13 protein-coding genes and 1 pseudogene are annotated in these 17,644 nt (G+C 59.9%); 3 read left to right on the top strand and 11 right to left on the bottom strand.

Annotated features, from left to right (window positions below; genetic code table 11):
• The first annotated feature begins 4 nt into the window (after positions 1-4).
• Positions 5-577: a HupE/UreJ family protein gene (locus tag KZX66_RS05945; RefSeq protein ID WP_248077503.1), complete on the top strand. Its 573-nt coding sequence runs from the start codon at positions 5-7 to the stop codon at positions 575-577.
• A gap of 125 nt (positions 578-702) precedes the next feature.
• Positions 703-1,812 (top strand): AGE family epimerase/isomerase, encoded by a 1,110-nt coding sequence (locus tag KZX66_RS05940; RefSeq protein WP_248077501.1) that lies wholly within the window; start codon positions 703-705, stop codon positions 1,810-1,812.
• Between the two features lie 117 nt (positions 1,813-1,929).
• On the opposite strand, the gene KZX66_RS05935 is transcribed toward KZX66_RS05940, so the two are convergent.
• The 8 genes from KZX66_RS05935 to KZX66_RS05900 all read right to left on the bottom strand — a co-directional run bounded on the left by KZX66_RS05935 (position 1,930) and on the right by KZX66_RS05900 (position 11,779).
• On the bottom strand, positions 1,930-2,697 hold the full coding sequence (locus KZX66_RS05935) for an SDR family oxidoreductase (protein WP_248077499.1): 768 nt from the start codon (positions 2,695-2,697) through the stop codon (positions 1,930-1,932).
• 715 nt (positions 2,698-3,412) lie between these two features.
• Positions 3,413-4,129, bottom strand: a complete 717-nt coding sequence (locus tag KZX66_RS05930; RefSeq protein WP_248077496.1) for an ABC transporter ATP-binding protein — start codon at positions 4,127-4,129, stop codon at positions 3,413-3,415.
• Positions 4,126-5,001, bottom strand: coding sequence for an ATP-binding cassette domain-containing protein (locus KZX66_RS05925; protein WP_248077494.1), 876 nt, complete (start codon positions 4,999-5,001; stop codon positions 4,126-4,128). The genes KZX66_RS05930 and KZX66_RS05925 overlap by 4 nt, the downstream gene beginning before the upstream one ends.
• A complete protein-coding gene (gene livM / locus KZX66_RS05920; protein ID WP_248077491.1) occupies positions 4,998-6,275 on the bottom strand; it encodes a high-affinity branched-chain amino acid ABC transporter permease LivM in 1,278 nt (425 codons plus the stop codon). Before livM ends, KZX66_RS05925 begins: the two co-directional genes overlap by 4 nt.
• 2 nt (positions 6,276-6,277) lie before the next feature.
• The gene (locus KZX66_RS05915; protein WP_003236186.1) at positions 6,278-7,192 is read right to left on the bottom strand and encodes a branched-chain amino acid ABC transporter permease; all 915 of its coding nucleotides are present in this window, start codon (positions 7,190-7,192) and stop codon (positions 6,278-6,280) included.
• 198 nt (positions 7,193-7,390) lie between these two features.
• Positions 7,391-8,527 (bottom strand): branched-chain amino acid ABC transporter substrate-binding protein, encoded by a 1,137-nt coding sequence (locus KZX66_RS05910; protein WP_248077486.1) that lies wholly within the window; start codon positions 8,525-8,527, stop codon positions 7,391-7,393.
• 374 nt (positions 8,528-8,901) lie between these two features.
• Positions 8,902-10,185, bottom strand: coding sequence for an FAD-binding oxidoreductase (locus tag KZX66_RS05905; protein WP_248077481.1), 1,284 nt, complete (start codon positions 10,183-10,185; stop codon positions 8,902-8,904).
• A gap of 103 nt (positions 10,186-10,288) precedes the next feature.
• Positions 10,289-11,779 carry an aldehyde dehydrogenase family protein gene (locus KZX66_RS05900; RefSeq protein ID WP_223495273.1) on the bottom strand — a complete coding sequence of 497 codons (1,491 nt, stop codon included), beginning with the start codon at positions 11,777-11,779 and terminating at the stop codon, positions 10,289-10,291.
• 153 nt (positions 11,780-11,932) lie between these two features.
• Between KZX66_RS05900 and gcvA the strand changes: the two genes are divergently transcribed.
• On the top strand, positions 11,933-12,820 hold the full coding sequence (gcvA, locus tag KZX66_RS05895) for a LysR family transcriptional regulator (protein WP_137220175.1): 888 nt from the start codon (positions 11,933-11,935) through the stop codon (positions 12,818-12,820).
• Positions 12,821-12,934: 114 nt separating this feature from the next.
• Here gcvA and KZX66_RS05890 read toward each other — a convergent pair whose 3' ends face one another.
• The 3 genes and pseudogenes from KZX66_RS05890 to KZX66_RS05880 form a co-directional block, all read right to left on the bottom strand.
• Positions 12,935-14,074, bottom strand: coding sequence for a DUF6396 domain-containing protein (locus KZX66_RS05890; protein WP_248077476.1), 1,140 nt, complete (start codon positions 14,072-14,074; stop codon positions 12,935-12,937).
• A gap of 291 nt (positions 14,075-14,365) precedes the next feature.
• Positions 14,366-15,655, bottom strand: coding sequence for a DUF6396 domain-containing protein (locus KZX66_RS05885; protein ID WP_248077473.1), 1,290 nt, complete (start codon positions 15,653-15,655; stop codon positions 14,366-14,368).
• Positions 15,655-17,466: pseudogene (locus tag KZX66_RS05880) on the bottom strand (phospholipase D-like domain-containing protein). The gene KZX66_RS05885 and the pseudogene KZX66_RS05880 overlap by 1 nt, the downstream one beginning before the upstream one ends.
• Between the last annotated feature and the right edge of the window lie 178 nt (positions 17,467-17,644).

Raw genomic sequence — 17,644 nt, 5'->3', positions numbered from 1 at the left:
GTTTATGACCCTCAATAAACTCTTGGCCGCCGCTGCGCTGCTGCTCACTCCGGCTCTGGCTTTCGCTCACCCTGGCCACGGCGACAACGGCCTGATAGCCGGGATCAGCCATCCGCTGGGCGGTATCGACCATTTGCTGGCCATGCTTGCGGTCGGCCTGTGGGCGGCGCAGCAAAAAGGCGCGGCCCGCTGGGCGCTGCCGTGCACCTTCGTTGGCACCATGCTGATCGGCGGCGTGCTGGGTTTTGAAGGCCTGGCGCTGCCGGCACTGGAAAGCGGGATCGCCGCATCGGTGCTGGCCCTGGGCCTGGCCGTGGCATTGGCGGTGCGGCCGCCGCTGTTTATGGCCGTGGGTGCGACGGCGCTGTTTGCACTGTTCCACGGTGTGGCCCATGGCCTGGAGTTGCCGGACATGTCCAGCCCTTGGGCGTATGCCGCCGGGTTTGTCGGCGCGACAGCTGCGCTGCATGCGGCCGGTTATGCGCTGGTGCGCTTCCTGCCGACAGCTGCCGCGCCGCTGGTGAGAATTGCCGGGGCAGCTTCGGCGGCGACTGGGGTGTGGCTGCTCGCCAGCTGACAGTCGCAAGCGGCAAGCGGCGAGTAAAAACCGAACGGCTCTTACTTGCCGCTTGCAGCTCACAACTTAAAGCTGCCCCTCTGCTACCATGCGCGCCTACGCCCCAGCCGTGACGACGCCAGCCAATGCCCATCGCTTCCCCGCCTTCCTTGAATACCGTGCTCACGCACTTCCACAGCCTGATCGTGCCGCTCTGGCAGGGGCCAGGCTGGAACGCCGAGCTGGCGCTGCCGTATGAGGCGCTGGGCGCCGATCACCAGCCGTTGCCCCCGCAACGCTACCGCGCCATGGCCTGCGCCCGGCAGTTGTACCTGTTCGCCAGCCTGATCGGCGAGCCCGGTGCGACCTTCGCCGAAGCCCGCGCGACAGCGTTGTTCCGTTCCCTGCAGCAGCACTTCCACGACGCCGAGCACGGCGGCTGGTTCTACAGCATCGACCCGGCCGGGCAGCCGCTGGATAAACGCAAAGACCTCTACACCCACGCCTTCATCATCTTTGCCTGTGCCCACTACTGGGCCAAGGTGCGTGAGCCGTTGGTGGAATCGGTGCTCAATGCCGCGCTTGCCGTGGTTGCCGAACGCTTCGCCACGGGCGACGGCCTGTACGAAGCGGTGCTGGAACGCAACTGGTCGTCCCTCAAGTCCGGCCCTTTGCAGAACCCACTGATGCACCTTGCCGAAGGCTTCCTCGCCACACTGGCCGTGCGTGAAGACGCCGTCACGCGGGACGCGTTGCTGGACTTGGCCAGCGCACTGCAAAAGCGCTTCATCGACCGCCAGCACGGCGTGATGATGGAAAAACCACTGGGCGCGGTGGATAACTGGTTCGAGCCGGGACACCAGTTCGAATGGTTCTTTTTGCTGGAATCCTCGAATGTGCTGCGCGGTACGCCGCTGCATGCCTCGCTGAACCGGGCATTTGCCTACGCCGAGCAAAAGGGTGTGGATAAGTTAAGCGGTGCGGTCAGCGGCATGCTCGCCCTCGACGGCAGCGTGCGCGACGGCACTCAACGCATCTGGGCCCAGGCAGAATACCTGCGGGCCTTGACCCTTCGTCCCGGCAGCGAAGCGGTATTGCAACGTCAATTGCTGGCACTGCAAAACAACTTCCTGCACGACAAAGGCTGGCACGAATGCCTGGACGCCAAGGGCGCGGTGAGCCGACGGGACATGCCGTCGACCACGCCGTATCACTTGGCGACCTGTTATCAGGGATTGATCGAGCATCTCGGCTGAGGGTCAGAGCCTTTTGCGAGCACGCCCTGCACTCATTGCATCCTTTGGCGCCTCACCGCCCTCCCCCGGTGGTGAGCGGGCTTGCCCCGCGCGGGGCAAGCTCGCTCACTACAAAAATCAGCCTTTGGCACCCCGCTCAATCGCAAACCCGGCCCAGGTCTGGCTCACCGGCATCAGCTCCAGGCGGTTGATGTTGACGTGCGCCGGGGTGTTCATCACCCAGAAGATGGTGTCGGCAATGTCCTGCGGCTGGATCGGCTCGGCGCCGGCGTAGGTGGCGTCGTAGCGCGCCTGGTCACCGCCGAAGCGCACCAGGGAAAACTCGCTTTCGCACAGGCCCGGCTCGATGTTGGTCACGCGCACGCCGGTGCCTTGCAGGTCGCAGCGCAGGTTCAGGGAGAATTGTTTTACGAACGCCTTGGAGCCGCCATACACGTGGCTGCCGGGGTATGGGTAGCTGCCGGCGATGGAGCCCAGGTTGATGATGCCGGCGCCACGGCCGTGGGCGATCAGGCGCGGCAACAGCAGGTGGGTGGTGGTCAGCAGGCCTTTGATATTGGTGTCGACCATGGTTTCCCAATCGTCGAGTTCACACTTGGGAGCTGGGTCCGTGCCCACTGCCAGCCCGGCGTTGTTGATCAGGCCGCGCAACGTGGCGAACGACGGCGGCAGGTTGGCGATGGCGTCTTCCATGCCCTTGCGGTCACGCACGTCCACGACCAGGCCATGCACCTCGGTTTGCTTGGAAAGCTCCTCGACCAGCGCATTCAAACGCTCGGCGCGACGACCGGTGAGCACCAGCTTCCAGCCGGCCTCGGCAAACCGACGGGCGCAGGCTTCGCCAAAGCCTGAAGTAGCGCCAGTGATAAACAGCGTGTTGGACATGGTGTTCTCCTTACGGGCATCGGTAAAAAACCAGCCAGCAGAATGCCCTTACGCCGCCGTTGCGGCAACCGCCGTGCACACACCTCCATGCATAACTGGCTGTTTTTTAACCACTCGAAGCGAAGCCATACAAACCGTGGCCTGCAGCCATATGCGCGCAGGTTATCCACAACTGCGCCCACAGTCTTTGGGGGCAAGTGCAAAACAGCTCAGGCCTCTATCCACAAGGCCTGCAGGCGATTTTAGAAAGTTTTTTGCTTGACCTCAGTCGGGCTGTATGTACGCACGCGACAAGAGGAAAAATCCGAACGATGGCTCCAGGCCAGTTAATCCGGCCTCTGCGGCACTCTTTCCAGAGTTTAATCACAGACTTATCCACAGGCTTGCTGGACATATTCCGGTCATATACCTGTGTCTTTAAACAGGTTGACAAACCCCTTGGCCAGTCACCAAAAAACCGCTGATCAAAAATCAACCGCTGCGCTGTAAGCCACGTTTTTAAAGGCTTTCAGCCAGCTACTCCCACGTTACCCACAGCCGGTTCCACAGCGAATGGGGACAAGTCAAAACTGTGACAAAACAGGGATTTGCGGCGGCTATATGTCGCGCTTTGGAGGGTAGCCGGATTTGTTTTCCACAATTCGGGATTGCCAGGGTGGATGGCACAAAAACAACTGTGGGAGGGGGCCCTCCCACAGGGATCCTGCGTTTTAGATCAGTGCCCGCCCAGGTAGGCGTTACGCACCTCTTCGTTCACCAGCAACTCTTTGCCGGTGCCTGTCAGGCGGATCTCGCCGTTGACCATCACGTAAGCTCGGTCCGACAAGCGCAGGGCGTGGTTGGCGTTCTGCTCCACCAGGAAGATGGTCATGCCGGTGGCCGCCAGCTCGCGCAGGGTGGAAAAGATCTGCTTCACCACAATCGGCGCCAGCCCCAGGCTCGGCTCGTCCAGCAGCAGCAGCTTGGGCCGGCTCATCAGCGCACGGGCGATGGCGAGCATTTGCTGCTCACCACCGGACATGGTCATGGCACGCTGGTTACGCCGCTCCTTGAGCCGTGGGAACAGCTCGAACATGCGCTGCATGTCCTCGGCGGCGAACTTGTCGCCAATGGGGATGGTGCCCATCAACAGGTTTTCCTCGACAGTCATGTCAGGGAACACCCGCCGCCCTTCCGGCGACTGCGCGATGCCGTTGGAAGCGATGTAGTGGGAGGACTTGTGGGTAATGTCGACGCCGTTGTAGAGGATCTGCCCCGACTCGGCCCGCGGCTGACCGAAGATCGACATCAGCAGCGTGGATTTGCCCGCGCCGTTGGAGCCGATCAGGCTGACGGTTTCACCTTCGTTGATGTGCAGCGAGACTTTTTTCAGGGCCTGGATCGGGCCATAGAACACGTCCAGGTCTTTCATTTCGAGGATAGGTGCACTCATACCAGCTCCTCTTCGTCAGCGCCCAGGTAGGCGGCAATCACTTTCGGGTCGTTGCGGATCGCCTCCGGCCCGCCCTCGGCGATCACGTTGCCGTGGTCCAGCACCACGATGTGGTCGGAAATACTCATCACCATGCCCATGTCGTGTTCGATCAGTACCACCGTGAGGTCGTGTTCGTCGCGCAGCAGGCGAATCATCGCACTGAGGGCTTCGGTTTCCTGGGGGTTGAGGCCGGCTGCCGGTTCGTCCAGGCAGATGATCTGCGGCCGCGTGCACATGGCGCGGGCGATCTCCAGACGGCGCTGCTGGCCGTAGGAAAGCTCACCGGCCAGGCGGTTGGCGCAGTCCACCAGGTCCACCACTTCCAGCCAGTAGAAGGCGCAGTCCAGTGCATCGCTTTCGGCCTTGCGGTAGCCCTTGGTGTTGAGGATGCCCGCCAGCATGTTGCGGTTGACCCACATGTGTTGGGCCACCAGCAGGTTCTCCACCACCGACATTTCCTTGAACAGGCGAATGTTCTGGAAGGTCCGCGCCAAACCTGCACGGTTGACCAGATGGGTGCCGCCGAACATCTTGTAGTACACGCGGCTGAGGAAGCTCTTCGGCGACACGAAGTCGGTGGCCTGGAAGCGCTCGCCCAACAGTTGGATCACGTCGGTTTGCTTGCCGCGCACGTTGAGCTGGATCTTGCCGCCACTGGCTTTGTAAAACCCGGTGAGGCAGTTGAACACCGTGGTCTTGCCGGCGCCGTTGGGGCCGATCAGGGCGAAGATCGAGTTGCGTTCGACCTTGAGGCTCACATCGCTCAAGGCCTTGATGCCACCGAAGTGCATCATCAGGTGTTCCACGCAGAGGACGACTTCCTTGCTCATGGCGCCACTCCTTTACGTGGTGTCACACCGGTACGGCTGATGCGGATCAAACCGCGTGGTCGCCAGATCATCATCACCACCATCAACACACCAAACAGCAACACGCGGTACTCGGAGAAGCTGCGCAGCAACTCCGGCGCAACGGTCAACACGAACGCGGCAATCACCACGCCCACCGTGGAGCCCATGCCGCCCAGCACCACGATGGCCAGAATCAGCGCCGACTCGAAGAAGGTGAACGACGACGGGTTGACGAAGCCCTGATAGCTGGCGAAGAACACCCCGGCCAAGCCAGCGGTGGAGGCACCGATGGTGAACGCCGAGAGCTTGACCAGTACGTGGTTCAGGCCCATGGAGCGGCAGGCAATCTCATCTTCGCGCAGCGCTTCCCACGCACGGCCGACCGGCATGCGGGTCAGGCGATGCTTGATGTACAGCACCAGCAGCACCACCAAAAACAGCACGATGTAGATGAACATGAATTTGATGTTGGGGTTGTAGTCGATGCCGAAGAACTCGTGGAACGGAATCCCGCCATCCTTTGCACGCCTGCCGAATTCGAGGCCGAGGAAGGTCGGTGATGGCACCGGCATGCCGTTCGGACCGCCGGTGAACGACAGCCAGTTGTTGAGCACCAGGCGGATGATTTCACCAAAGCCCAGGGTCACGATGGCCAGGTAGTCGCCGTGCATGCGTAACACCGGGAAGCCGAGTATGCACCCGGCCAACGCGGCCGCGATGGCCGCCAATGGCAACACCGTCCAGAATCCCAGGCCCAGGTACTGGTAGCCCAGCGCCAGGCCATAGGCACCGATGGCGTAGAACGCCACGTAACCCAGGTCGAGCAGGCCCGCCAGGCCCACCACGATGTTCAGGCCCAGGCCCAGGAGCACGTAGATCAAGCCGAGGATCACCACGGTGAGCAGGTACTTGTTGGCGAAAATCGGGAACACGATGGCGATCACGATCAGCGCCGGAATGATCCAGCGCAGTCGCGATTTGTAATCGGGTTTGAGCACATGCACGCCCGAGCCTGAGCTTTCAAAGCCCTGCAGAATCTTCACGCCCTTGGGGGTTTGCAGAAACAGGCTCATGGCAAAGCGGCCGACCATCACGATGGCCACCAACAGGCCCACGCGGGCCGGTTCCAGGTTGAAGCTGTAGCCGTCGAGGACCACGCCGACGATCGGACCGAACACGATCAACGAAATCAGCCCGGCAAGGATCGTATCGACGACACTTTTCTTGATATCGATAGGTTTGGCAGCAGACATGTTTACACCTTCGCCACGAGTGGGCGACCAAGCAGGCCCTGGGGACGGAAAATCAGAATCACCACCAGCAGGGAGAAACTGAACACGTCTTTGTAGTCAGAGTTGATCAACCCCGAGAACAACGACTCGGAGATACCGAGGATGATCCCGCCCAACATCGCCCCAGGCAGGGAGCCGATGCCGCCGAGTACCGCTGCGGTAAACGCCTTGATGCCGATGATGAAGCCGGCATAGAAGTCAAAGGTGCCGTAGTTGAGGGTGATCAGTACGCCGGCCAGTGCGGCCATGGCGGCACCAATGACGAACACGTAGGAGATCACGCGGTCGGTGTTGATCCCCAGGATTGAGGCCATCTTGCGGTCTTGCTGGGTGGCGCGGCACATGCGTCCGAGCTTGGTGTACTTGATGATGTAAGTCAGCAAGGCCATGCCGGCGAAGGCGGCGACCAGGATGAACACTTTGGTGTAGGTGAGCTGGACGAACCCGCTGCCGATATCGACACGCCAGGCCCCGGCCAGCAGGGTCGGAATACCTTGTTGCTTGGCGCCCTGGGCGATCTGCGCGTAGTTCTGCAGGATCAGGGAGATACCGATGGCGCTGATCAGCGGAGCCAGTCGGGTGGAGTTACGCAACGGTTTGTAGGCGACACGCTCAATGACCCAACCGTACACGCCGGTGACGACGACGGTGAAGATCAAGGTGCCGAGTATGAGCAGCGGGAAGGATTCGATGCCGAAGTAAGCCAGCAGTGCCAGACTGATCGCCGCGAGGTAAGCGGAAATCATATAAACCTCGCCGTGGGCGAAGTTGATCATGCCAATGATGCCATAGACCATTGTGTAGCCGATGGCGATCAGGCCATAGACCGACCCGAGGGTCAGGCCGTTGACCAGTTGCTGCAGGAAAATACCATCCATAACGCAATCTCACGCGGTGAGCACCTGCACACCGGTGGGTGTGCGGCGCTTCTGGAGGAAAAGACAGATCTTGATCAGAACACGGCCCCCCTGTGGGAGGGGGCTTGCCGCCGATTGCGGAGGATCAGCTCAGCATCGGGGCTGACACACCGGCATCGGGGGCAAGCCCCTCCCACATTCGGACTCAGGCGCTATGCCTTACTTCTGCTTTTCCAGCTGGTGGTATTTGCCGTCTTTATCCCACTGGTACACCACGTAGTCGGAGATTTTCAGGTCGCCTTTACCGTCCCACTCCTTCTTGCCCATCACGGTCTGGACCGGGTGGGCCTTCAACCACTTGGCGGCGTCTTCACCCTTGTTGGACTTGGCACCGTTGAAGCCGGCAGCCAGGGCCTGGACCGACGCGTAGGCGTACAGGGTATAGCCTTCAGGCTCGGTGCCGTTTTTGCGGAACTCTTCCACCACGGCCTTGCTGTCCGGCAGCAGACGCGGGTCAGCGCCGAAGGTCATGTACACGCCGTCGACGTATTGCTTGCCGCCTGCGGTCGCGACCAGTTCGTCGGTCACGATGCCGTCATCGGACATGAACTTGACGTCCTTGAGGCCAGCTTCACGGATCTGGCGAACCAGCGGACCGGCTTCAGGGTGCAGGCCACCGAAGTACACCACGTCAGCCCCGGTTGAACGGATTTTGGTAACCAGGGCGCTGAAGTCTTTCTCGCCACGGGTCAGGCCTTCTTCCAGCACCGGCTTGACGCCGCGCTTGGTCAACTGAGCAGCGGTGGCATCGGCCAGGCCTTTGCCGTAGGTGTCCTTGTCGTTGATCACCGCGACTTTTTTGCCCTTGAGCACGTCGACGATGTAATCGCCGGCGACGATGCCTTGCTGGTCATCACGGCCGCACATGCGGAACATGGCGCCGAGGCCGCGCTCGGTCACTTGTGGGTTGGTGGAGCCTGGGGTGATGGCGATGATGCCCGCTTCGTCGTACACCTCAGAGGCCGGGATGGTGTTGGACGAGCAGAAGTGCCCGACCACACCGATGACTTTGTCCTGGTCGGCCAGGCGGTTGGCCACGGCCACAGCCTGCTTGGGCTCGCAGGCATCGTCGCCGGCGACCAGTTTGATCTGCTCACCGTTGATACCGCCAGCCTTGTTGATGCTATCGGCTGCCGCCTGGGCACCCTTCATGTACTGCTCACCGAAAGCGGCGTTGGCGCCCGTCATAGGCCCCGCCACGCCGATCTTCACATCAGCTTGAACAAACGTAGAAACACCCAGCGCCGCAGCAACGGCGAGGGCCAGAAAACCTTTCTTGTAAAACGTCTGGGACATGAGTGGTGCTCCGATATTTTTGATTTTTGGCACGACAACTTGCATTCAAACCTTTCACCGAAAGCTCAGAGCAAGCGTCGTGCCAGTACGTTTTTATTCTTCAAAAAGACACGGTGTCATTGTAATTACAGGCGTTTCGCCGCCGCTTGCCAGCACGTGCAACCCTCTAGCTCAAACAGGTGCAACCAACCGGCTTAAAAAGTACAACCCTGGCAGGTCGCACCTGCAACCGGATGTACAAACGACTCTTCCTACACGTGTTACAACATGCGTAACGGAAGTGCACATTTACAGTGCAGGACTGCTACGACTTGCACCAATACAGATGGGTAGCCGGCTAAGAAAATGCAGGCTTTTGTGCGGTATTTCGCTGATCAGATGACGATCCTCAGGCATTGGCCGGCGTGATACAGCGAAAAACCAGCCTCATACAAGCAACTGCGCAAGCCAACGCCGGCCAACGGCTGCATCGGCGCGAAGGGAATCGGCAGTGCCTGGGGATTCTGGTGACACAAGTAGTCGGCAAACGCCTTGCCGACCAGGCTGCCGGTGGTCACGCCGCGCCCGTTATAACCGGTGACGGCGACCAGGCCGGGGGCCGGCTCGAACAGGCGCATCAAGTGGTCCGGAGTGAAGGCAATGCAACCGGTCCAGGTGTATTCCCATTGCACCGATTTGAGGTACGGGAAGTAGTGCTGCTGCACCCGATCGGCCCACGCTTTGAGGAACCAGGCCGGTTTCTGGTTACCGTTGCCCAGGCTGCCAAGCAACAGACGGCCATCGGCATCGCGGCGGATGCTGCTCAACACCTGGCGTGTGTCCCACGAGCCCTGGCCGCCTGGCAGAATCTGCCGGGCGGCTTCATCGGTCAGCGGGGCCGACGCGACCTGATAGTAATAACCGGGGAAAAAGTTACGCCGCAGTTCGGTCCATTCGCCTTCGGTGTAGGCGTTGGAGGCGATCACCACCTGTGCCGCCTGCACCGCGCCGTGCGGGGTCTGCACCGACCAGCGCGTGCCCTGGCGCTCCACCTGGGTCACCGGGGAATGATCGAACAGTTGCCCGCCGAGGCCGACCGCCGCGTTGGCCAGGCCCGAGGTGTAGGCCATCGGGTTCAACGTACCCGCCCGCCTGTCCAGCAACGCAGCGGCGATTTTTTTAGTGCCGGTAGCGGTCTCGCAGGCCTGCCCGGTGAGCAGTTCGACCGGCGCACCACGGCGCTTCCATTGTTCTTCACGACTGCGCAAGTCCGCCTCGCCACGGGCGTTGTGCGCCATGTGCAAAGTGCCCTCACGGCGCAATTGGCAATCGATGTTGTATTTGTCGATCAGGCTGAACACCAGTGAAGGTGCCGCGCCCAACATGCGGTTGAGCTGGCTGCCCACCGCTTCGCCGAAACCGGCTTCGATGTCATCCGGGGGAATCCATAAACCGGCGTTCACCAGCCCGACGTTGCGCCCCGAGCCGCCGTGGCCGGTGCGATGGGCCTCCAGCACGGTGACGCTTTTACCTTGTTCCAGCAAATGAATGGCCGCCGACAAACCGGTGATGCCGGCGCCGATCACACACACGTCCACCTGGACTTCGCCCTTGAGCGCAGCACGGTCCGGCCGGCTGGGAGTGAGGTGTTCCCACAAACATGTTTCACGTAGTGCCATTGCCAGACTCCGATGAGACCCAACAAACCTCTAACTGCAAATGCGCTCAGCGATGGGAGGTGGCATGCCCCCTCCCACACTCATCTCACTGCGACTTCAGGTATCAGTCGAAGGTAATGCCCTGGGCCAACGGCAACTCCAGTGAATAGTTCACGGTGTTGGTCTGGCGACGCATATACCCACGCCACGCATCCGAGCCCGACTCACGCCCGCCGCCCGTCTCTTTCTCACCGCCAAACGCGCCGCCGATTTCCGCGCCGCTTGGGCCGATGTTGACGTTGGCGATGCCGCAGTCGCTGCCCACCGCCGACATGAACTGCTCGGCCTCGCGCACATCGGTGGTGAAGATGCACGACGACAGGCCTTGGGGTACGGCGTTGTTCAGGCGCAGGGCTTCGGCGAAGTCGGTGTAGCCGACCACGTAGAGAATCGGCGCGAAGGTTTCGGTGCATACCACGTCGCTTTGCTCAGGCATTTCCACAATGGCCGGCGACACGTAGTAAGCGTTAGGGAATGTGTCTTGCAACTGGCGCTTGCCACCGAACACCTTGCCGCCTTCGCTCAGGGCTTGCTCAAGGGCGTCCTGCATGTTGTCGAAGCCGTGCTTGTCGATCAGCGGCCCGATCAGGTTGCCTTGCAGCGGGTGGCCGATGCGCACTTTGGAATAGGCCGCTTTGAGGCGGGTGACGATTTCTTCCTTGACCGACTCATGGGCGATCAGGCGGCGCAGGGTGGTGCAGCGCTGACCAGCGGTGCCGACGGCGCTGAACAGGATGGCGCGCACCGCCATGTCCAGGTCGGCGCTTGGGCCGAGGATCATCGCGTTGTTGCCGCCCAGCTCAAGGATGCTGCGGGCGAAACGTGCCGCGACTTTGGGTGCCACTTCGCGACCCATGCGGGTGCTGCCGGTGGCGCTGATCAGGGCCACGCGTGGGTCATCCACCAGCGCAGCGCCGGCATCGCGGCCGCCGATGATCACCTGGCTCAGGTAGGGCGGCGCGTCACTGAAGTCCTTTAACACGCGCTCGAACAACGCCTGGCAGGCCAGGGCGGTGAGCGGGGTCTTTTCCGACGGTTTCCAGATCACCGCGTTGCCGCACACCAGCGCCAGGGCGGTGTTCCACGCCCATACGGCCACCGGAAAGTTGAAGGCGCTGATCACGCCGACCACGCCCAGGGGGTGCCAGGTTTCACGCATATGGTGGCCGGGGCGCTCGGAAGCGATGGTCAAACCGTACAGCTGACGCGACAGGCCAACGGCGAAGTCGCAGATGTCGATCATTTCCTGCACTTCGCCCAGACCTTCCTGGGTGATCTTGCCGGCTTCCCAGGACACCAGCTCGCCCAAGTCGGCCTTGTATTGGCGCAGCACATCGCCGAATTGGCGTACCAGCTCGCCGCGACGCGGGGCCGGGACTTTGCGCCAGGCCTCGAATGCATGCTCGGCGCGACTGACCTGCTGCTCGACCTCGGCGGCACCTTCCCAGTGCACATTGCCGATACAGCTGCCATCAATCGGCGAATGCACGGGCTGTTTGCCCGCCTGGTACAGCGCCGGGTTCACCCCGAGACGATCAAGCAATGCGGCAACCATGGGTCACTCCTTCAATCTGCAAGCAAAAAATCGCACCGCGCCATGCACGGCGATCCAGGGCTTATTTGTAGCTGGCCCAAGACTTGCCAACAAACGACGATTAGGCGAGATATCATTCCGTTTATTCATGCAAAGCATAAAAAGAGGCACGCCGTGCTGAACAAAAGACATTTGCCCTCGATCACCGCCCTGCAGTGTTTCGAAGCCGCCACCCGCCACCTGAGCTTCACCCGCGCCGCCGAGGAACTGAACCTCACGCAAAGCGCGGTGAGCAAACAGGTGGCGCAGTTGGAGGAGTTGCTGCAGCACCTGCTGTTTCGCCGCGTGCGCCGACGCTTGCAGATGACCCCGGCGGGCGACCTGTACCTGGTGGAAGTGCGCAAGATCCTCACGCAGGTGGAGATGTCCACCCACTACCTGCGCTCCTACGGCGGCGAGACTGAAGTGTTGCGCGTGTCCACGCCCTACACTTTCGGAGCGCGTTGGCTGGTGCCGCGGCTCAAGGGCTGGCGGCTGCGGCATCCACAGATCCATCTGGACCTGTGTAACGAGCAGGAGCCGGACGAGTTGCTGCAAGGCAAGGCCGACATAGCCTTCTATTTCGGCCAGGGCGCGCGTCCCGGCACCGAGAGCCGGAAGCTGTTCAGCGAAGAGCTGGTGCCGGTGTGCGCCCCCGAAAGCCTGCCGACAACGCCTCTGACCGACCCCACCCAACTGAGCCAACTGGTGCTGCTGCAAAACGCTTCACGGCCCCAGGGTTGGCACGACTGGTTCGCCAGCCAGGGTTACCAGACCGAGCACAGCTACCACGGGCCGCGCTTTGACACCTTCTATATGTGCATTCGCGCCGCGCAGGTGGGCTGTGGCGTGGCGCTGTTGCCACGGTTTCTGGTGGAGGAGGAACTGGCCGACGGCAAGCTGGTGATTCCCTGGCAGCACGCGATGCCGAGCCAGGACGCTTATTACCTGGCGTATCCGGAACATTCAGCTGAGGTGCCCAAGGTGCGCGAGTTTGTGAAGTGGATGCTGGCTCAGGTCTGACTTTGGAATGCACTCCAAGTGTGGGAGGGGGTTGCTCCCGATAAGGCCAGCAGCCTCACTGAAAAAATCACTGGCAAAAACCCACAAAGCTGGCGCAGTCCGCTATTGCCGCGCTCAACAGAAAGAATGTAAGGACGTCTTGATCTTCCAGTAACCGCCCTGCGAGCAAGGTTTGCCACTGGAACAGGTCGGCCCGAGAAAACTATTCTCGCTGAAGGCGGGCGAGCCCGGCATGGGTTTGCCCGTCGCCGGGTCGAGGACCATTGCCTTGGCCAACTGCCTGATCAACGACTCGCTGGGCTTTTCTGGCGGGATATTAGCCAGGCGTGCTTCCAGCCATTGCAGCTTGCCGTCCCAGGCGGGCAGTTCTGCGGGAGGTAGCGGGAGGATTTCGTTGATTTCGGGGACTTTGGGGTCGGCGTAGGAGTAATTTGCGAGAATTCGCCAGATTTTTTCATAGCGTTCGGCGCGTTCGAGGTCTTGCTGCTGGTTGAGGTAGTACAGCGTATCGGAGGGAAGAGGACCGCGAAATGCCTCTTCTAGTCGACCCGCAGAAGTTTCATCACCAGCAGCCACTCCCAATTGGAATACCTCAAGAGCAGCCTTGTATTCGCCCTCGATTTTGAGGCCAATACCTAAAGAAACTGCTGCCTCACCATTGCCCTGTTCAGCCGCGCAGCGGCGCATTTGCCGAGCTATATCTGGTGCAACTTTAATCGGCGCCAACTTATCTCCGACGACTTTCTGAGCCACGGCACTGCCCTCATCGGCCGCCTTGCGGAAGTAGCGCAACGACATTTCCTCGTCTTGCTTTAACCCCGCGCCCCCCTGCTGCAGGAATATCCCGACAAAGTAATAACCTGTCGCCACACCCGCATCGATCAGTTGCTGACTCAGGCGCAGATGTTCATCGCCACGGAGCTTGAACTTTCCACGCATCGCGCCGTTCTGCAGATTGATATTGGCCTTGTAATGTTTGTTCTCGGCAGCAATGCGATACAGCCGCTCAATTTCGGCATCGACGGTCTTGTCTTGTTTGAGCTGGTTGTTTTTTTGCAACCAACGGGCGTATTGGAATAGCACATCGGCTTCCCTGGATGGATCGGGAATGGTTTCGTGCACACAGGTAAAGGTCAGTTTTTGCTTGGCCTCAGTAATCGGATTCATTGGAATGTCCTGACTCAGCTGTGTTAGGAGGCCGCCGTTGTTACAGGCCGCCAGCAGCAAGCTTGATAGCAGAAGGGCTGGGCGCATCAATTGAGGTCCTTCAGGGTGGCTTTTTCGTAATAAAAACCGACGAGCGCAGATTTAGGTGTCAACTCTTTCGATTGGCGTTTTTTGTTTTCCTTGATGATGCCCGTGCAATCGGGTCGCGTTGTTCACTGCGTTCAGATAAACCTGCTCGGTATCACGCAGAAAGAAACTACCGCAAACTCGGCATGCCCGACCGCGGCGCAGACAGTCCTGCAAAAATTACTGGCCCCCCCGCAAAGCTGGCGCAGCCTGCTATTGCCGCGCTCAGCAAGAATGTAGGGGCGTAGCCCTTCATCCGAGCAGCCCCCATGTCACGCCTCTATCCGATTGCACGTATTTATCCGACAGGGGCCAACACCGTGGCCGGTAGAAGTCCACCAGGGCCTGCGGCATGATCTCGCCCTGTTCGAAATAGCGGGGCGCGTTTCTTTCCACCAGTTGATAAAACGCGTCAACGCCAGACCACTTGATCTTCCAGTAACCGCTCTGCGGGCAAGGTTTGCCACTGGAACAGGTCGGCCCGAGAAAACTATTCTCGCTGAAGGCGGGCGAGCCCGGCATGGGTTTGCCCGTCGCCGGGTCGAGGACCATTGCCTTGGCCAACTGCCTGATCAACGACTCGCTGGGCTTTTCTGGCGGGATATTGGCCAGGCGTGCTTCCAGCCATTGCAGCTTGCCGTCCCAGGCGGGCAGTTCTGCGGGAGGTAGCGGGAGGATTTCGTTGATTTCGGGGACTTTGGGGTCGGCGTATGAGTAATTTGCGAGAATTCGCCAGATTTTTTCATAGCGTTCGGCGCGTTCGAGGTCTTGCTGTTGACCGAGATAGTAAAGCTGATCGGACGGTGGCGGATTACGAAAGCCTTTGTGCAAGCGGGACGCCGAGGTACTGGTACCTGCAGCCACTCCCATTTGGAATGCTTCGAGGGCATTTTGGTATTCACCTTCAATTTTAAGGTCAATACCTAAAGAATTTGCAGCCTCACCATTACCCTGGGCAGCAGCGCAGCGGTACATTTGAAGTGCAACTTTCGGGGCGATGTCGATAGGCTCGAGCTTTTCTCCAATTAAGTATTGAGCCAGGGCACTGCCCTCATCGGCCGCCTTACGGAAGTAGCGCAACGACATTTCCTCGTCTTGCTTTAACCCCGCGCCCCCCTGCTGCAGGAATATCCCGACAAAGTAATAACCTGTCGCCACACCCGCATCGATCAGTTGCTGACTCAGGCGCAGATGTTCATCGCCACGGAGCTTGAACTTTCCACGCATCGCGCCGTTCTGCAGATTGATATTGGCCTTGTAATGTTTGTTCTCGGCAGCAATGCGATACAGCCGCTCAATTTCGGCATCGACGGTCTTGTCTTGTTTGAGCTGGTTGTTTTTTTGCAACCAACGGGCGTATTGGAATAGCACATCGGCTTCCCTGGATGGATCGGGAATGGTTTCGTGCACACAGGTAAAGGTCAGTTTTTGCTTGGCCTCAGTAATCGGATTCATTGGAATGTCCTGACTCAGCTGTGTTAGGGGGCCGCCGTTGTTACAGGCCGCCAGCAGCAAGCTTGATAGCAGAAGGACTCGTCGCATTAGTCGAGGTCCTTCAGGGTGGCGTTACCGTAATAAAATTCGATGAGCGGAACGCTTGGAGTTATTTTTTTTGATTGGCGTTTTTTGTTTTCGGTAATGATGTCTGTCCAAGCCTCAAACGCATCCTTTGGATCATCCTGCGCCCCCCTCCCGTCCGTATGCAGATCCCACAACCGCCGCCTCAACGCCTGCGTCACACTCATCCACTCATGGGCAATATTCAGCTCGCTATCGACCTGCATGCTGCGAGTGTTGATATTCGCCGAGCCCAAGGTGGTAAATACGTCGTCGACGATCATCAGCTTGGAATGGATGTACACCGGCACCCACGGCTTGCCGGCCGGCGAATCAGGTGCCACCAGTGAGCAGATGTGAACCTTCAAGCCCGGTACCTCCTGCGCAATAATCGTGCTGTCCTCAATTTCCTTGATTTTCTGATCCAGTTCGGCCTGCCACTTGGCCAACTCCCTCTGCCCGACGTGATCGCGCGGATCAGGTGTCGGCCTGGGCGGTGCGGCGCCTTTTACCTGTTAGAGACGCCGTAGTTTGGTTACGTTCGCAATCGTGTCGGCGCGCCCCAGGCTTTCAAGCATGCGCTGGGTATTCACCGTGCCCGCCCCGATGCCGTCATCGGTCGCATTGGTGATCACGAACAGGTGCAAAGCGCCATGCACACCCGGATCGCGCCCCCCGCCGGTCTGATCCGACGCCGCCTTCTTGATAGCCTCGGCCAACGGCGGCCAGCGAAAGTACTGGTTCTCTATGTAGATAAATTGGGTCGCGTTGTTCACTGCGTTTAGATAAACCTGCTCGATATCGCGCTTGCCCGCTTGCGCCTGAGTGCGCAGCACTTGGGCCATTTGGCGAGTGACGCCGGGGCTGCATTGCAGTTGCGGCCCGATTTGCTTGGCTTGGCGAAGATCAAGCAGATCCTCGCCGGTCTCCTTAAGCCAGGCGCTGGCGAAGTTATGGTGCAGGTGTTCCAGAATCGGCCCACTGACCTGGCTGGAAATATCCTGGCGCGGGGTGGCACCTCGCGGGCCGCGATTGGGTGCGGGTTTGCTGCCCTCTGAGCGGTTCAAAGCCGAGTGTTTGTCCGTGTCCCAATATGCATCGAGCATGTTGTGGCCCATGACAAAGCCAACAGCTCGATCCGGCAGTTCGTAATCGACCAGCACGCTCTTTTGGTGATGGCTGGCCGTCCACCTCAGCGCATGACGCATCCTTGTACTGATCTCGGGATCAAGGCGTTCGTCTTTCACACTACGGGCGATCTCGGCCCTTTCATTCAGGTCGAAACCGCGACTTACAAATACCGGAAGTCGCCTCGCCCCCTGCGGGACGGCCTTGTCGTCCGACACCGCGCAATCAGCGAACCATCGACGGTCTTCGTCGTATTGTGCCTGGGTCGATGTCTGCAGCGCCCGATCGCTGATGCGCACCGTACCTTTACCGGGCAGGTTCGCCTCGCCCGCGAAGCCGGCAGAGTTGAGCGGCATTTCCCACACCAATACGCGAACCTTGACCCCTTCACGAGCCTTGTTTTTGAGCAGTTCACCGATGCTCGGGGCAATGCCATTGCGGACAAAGTACATCGACGGTTGGAAGCCCCAGCAGATGATGTCGACCGTTTTGGTGGCCTGGGCGATCGCTGAATGCACGGCCTTGAAGGTTTCTTCGCCATTGATCAGAGGTTGATAGGTGGCTATCGCGGGCGGGTATTCAGTGTTCTGCACGTACCAGCGCGGGGTGCAGGTCACTTGCTGGGTATGTCGCAGCGCGACGGGGCTAACGATGTCGGGTCCATTCATTGCTCTGTTCCCTGGACTTAGTGAAAGCCCAGAGAGTAAAGAGAGGTTATCCGTGACGAATGTCAGACGGTTCGCCTTTCCCAGCGGGACGCGTCTCGATTCTTAATGTTTGACGCGTTTATCTTGCTGAGGGAATAGCCCATATCAGAAAGAAACTACCGCAAAACTCGGCATGCCC

The sequence above is a fragment of the Pseudomonas sp. EYE_354 genome, assembly GCF_023148575.1.
In the GTDB taxonomy this organism is placed as follows: domain Bacteria; phylum Pseudomonadota; class Gammaproteobacteria; order Pseudomonadales; family Pseudomonadaceae; genus Aquipseudomonas.
This window is presented reverse-complemented; position numbering and strand designations above follow the sequence as displayed.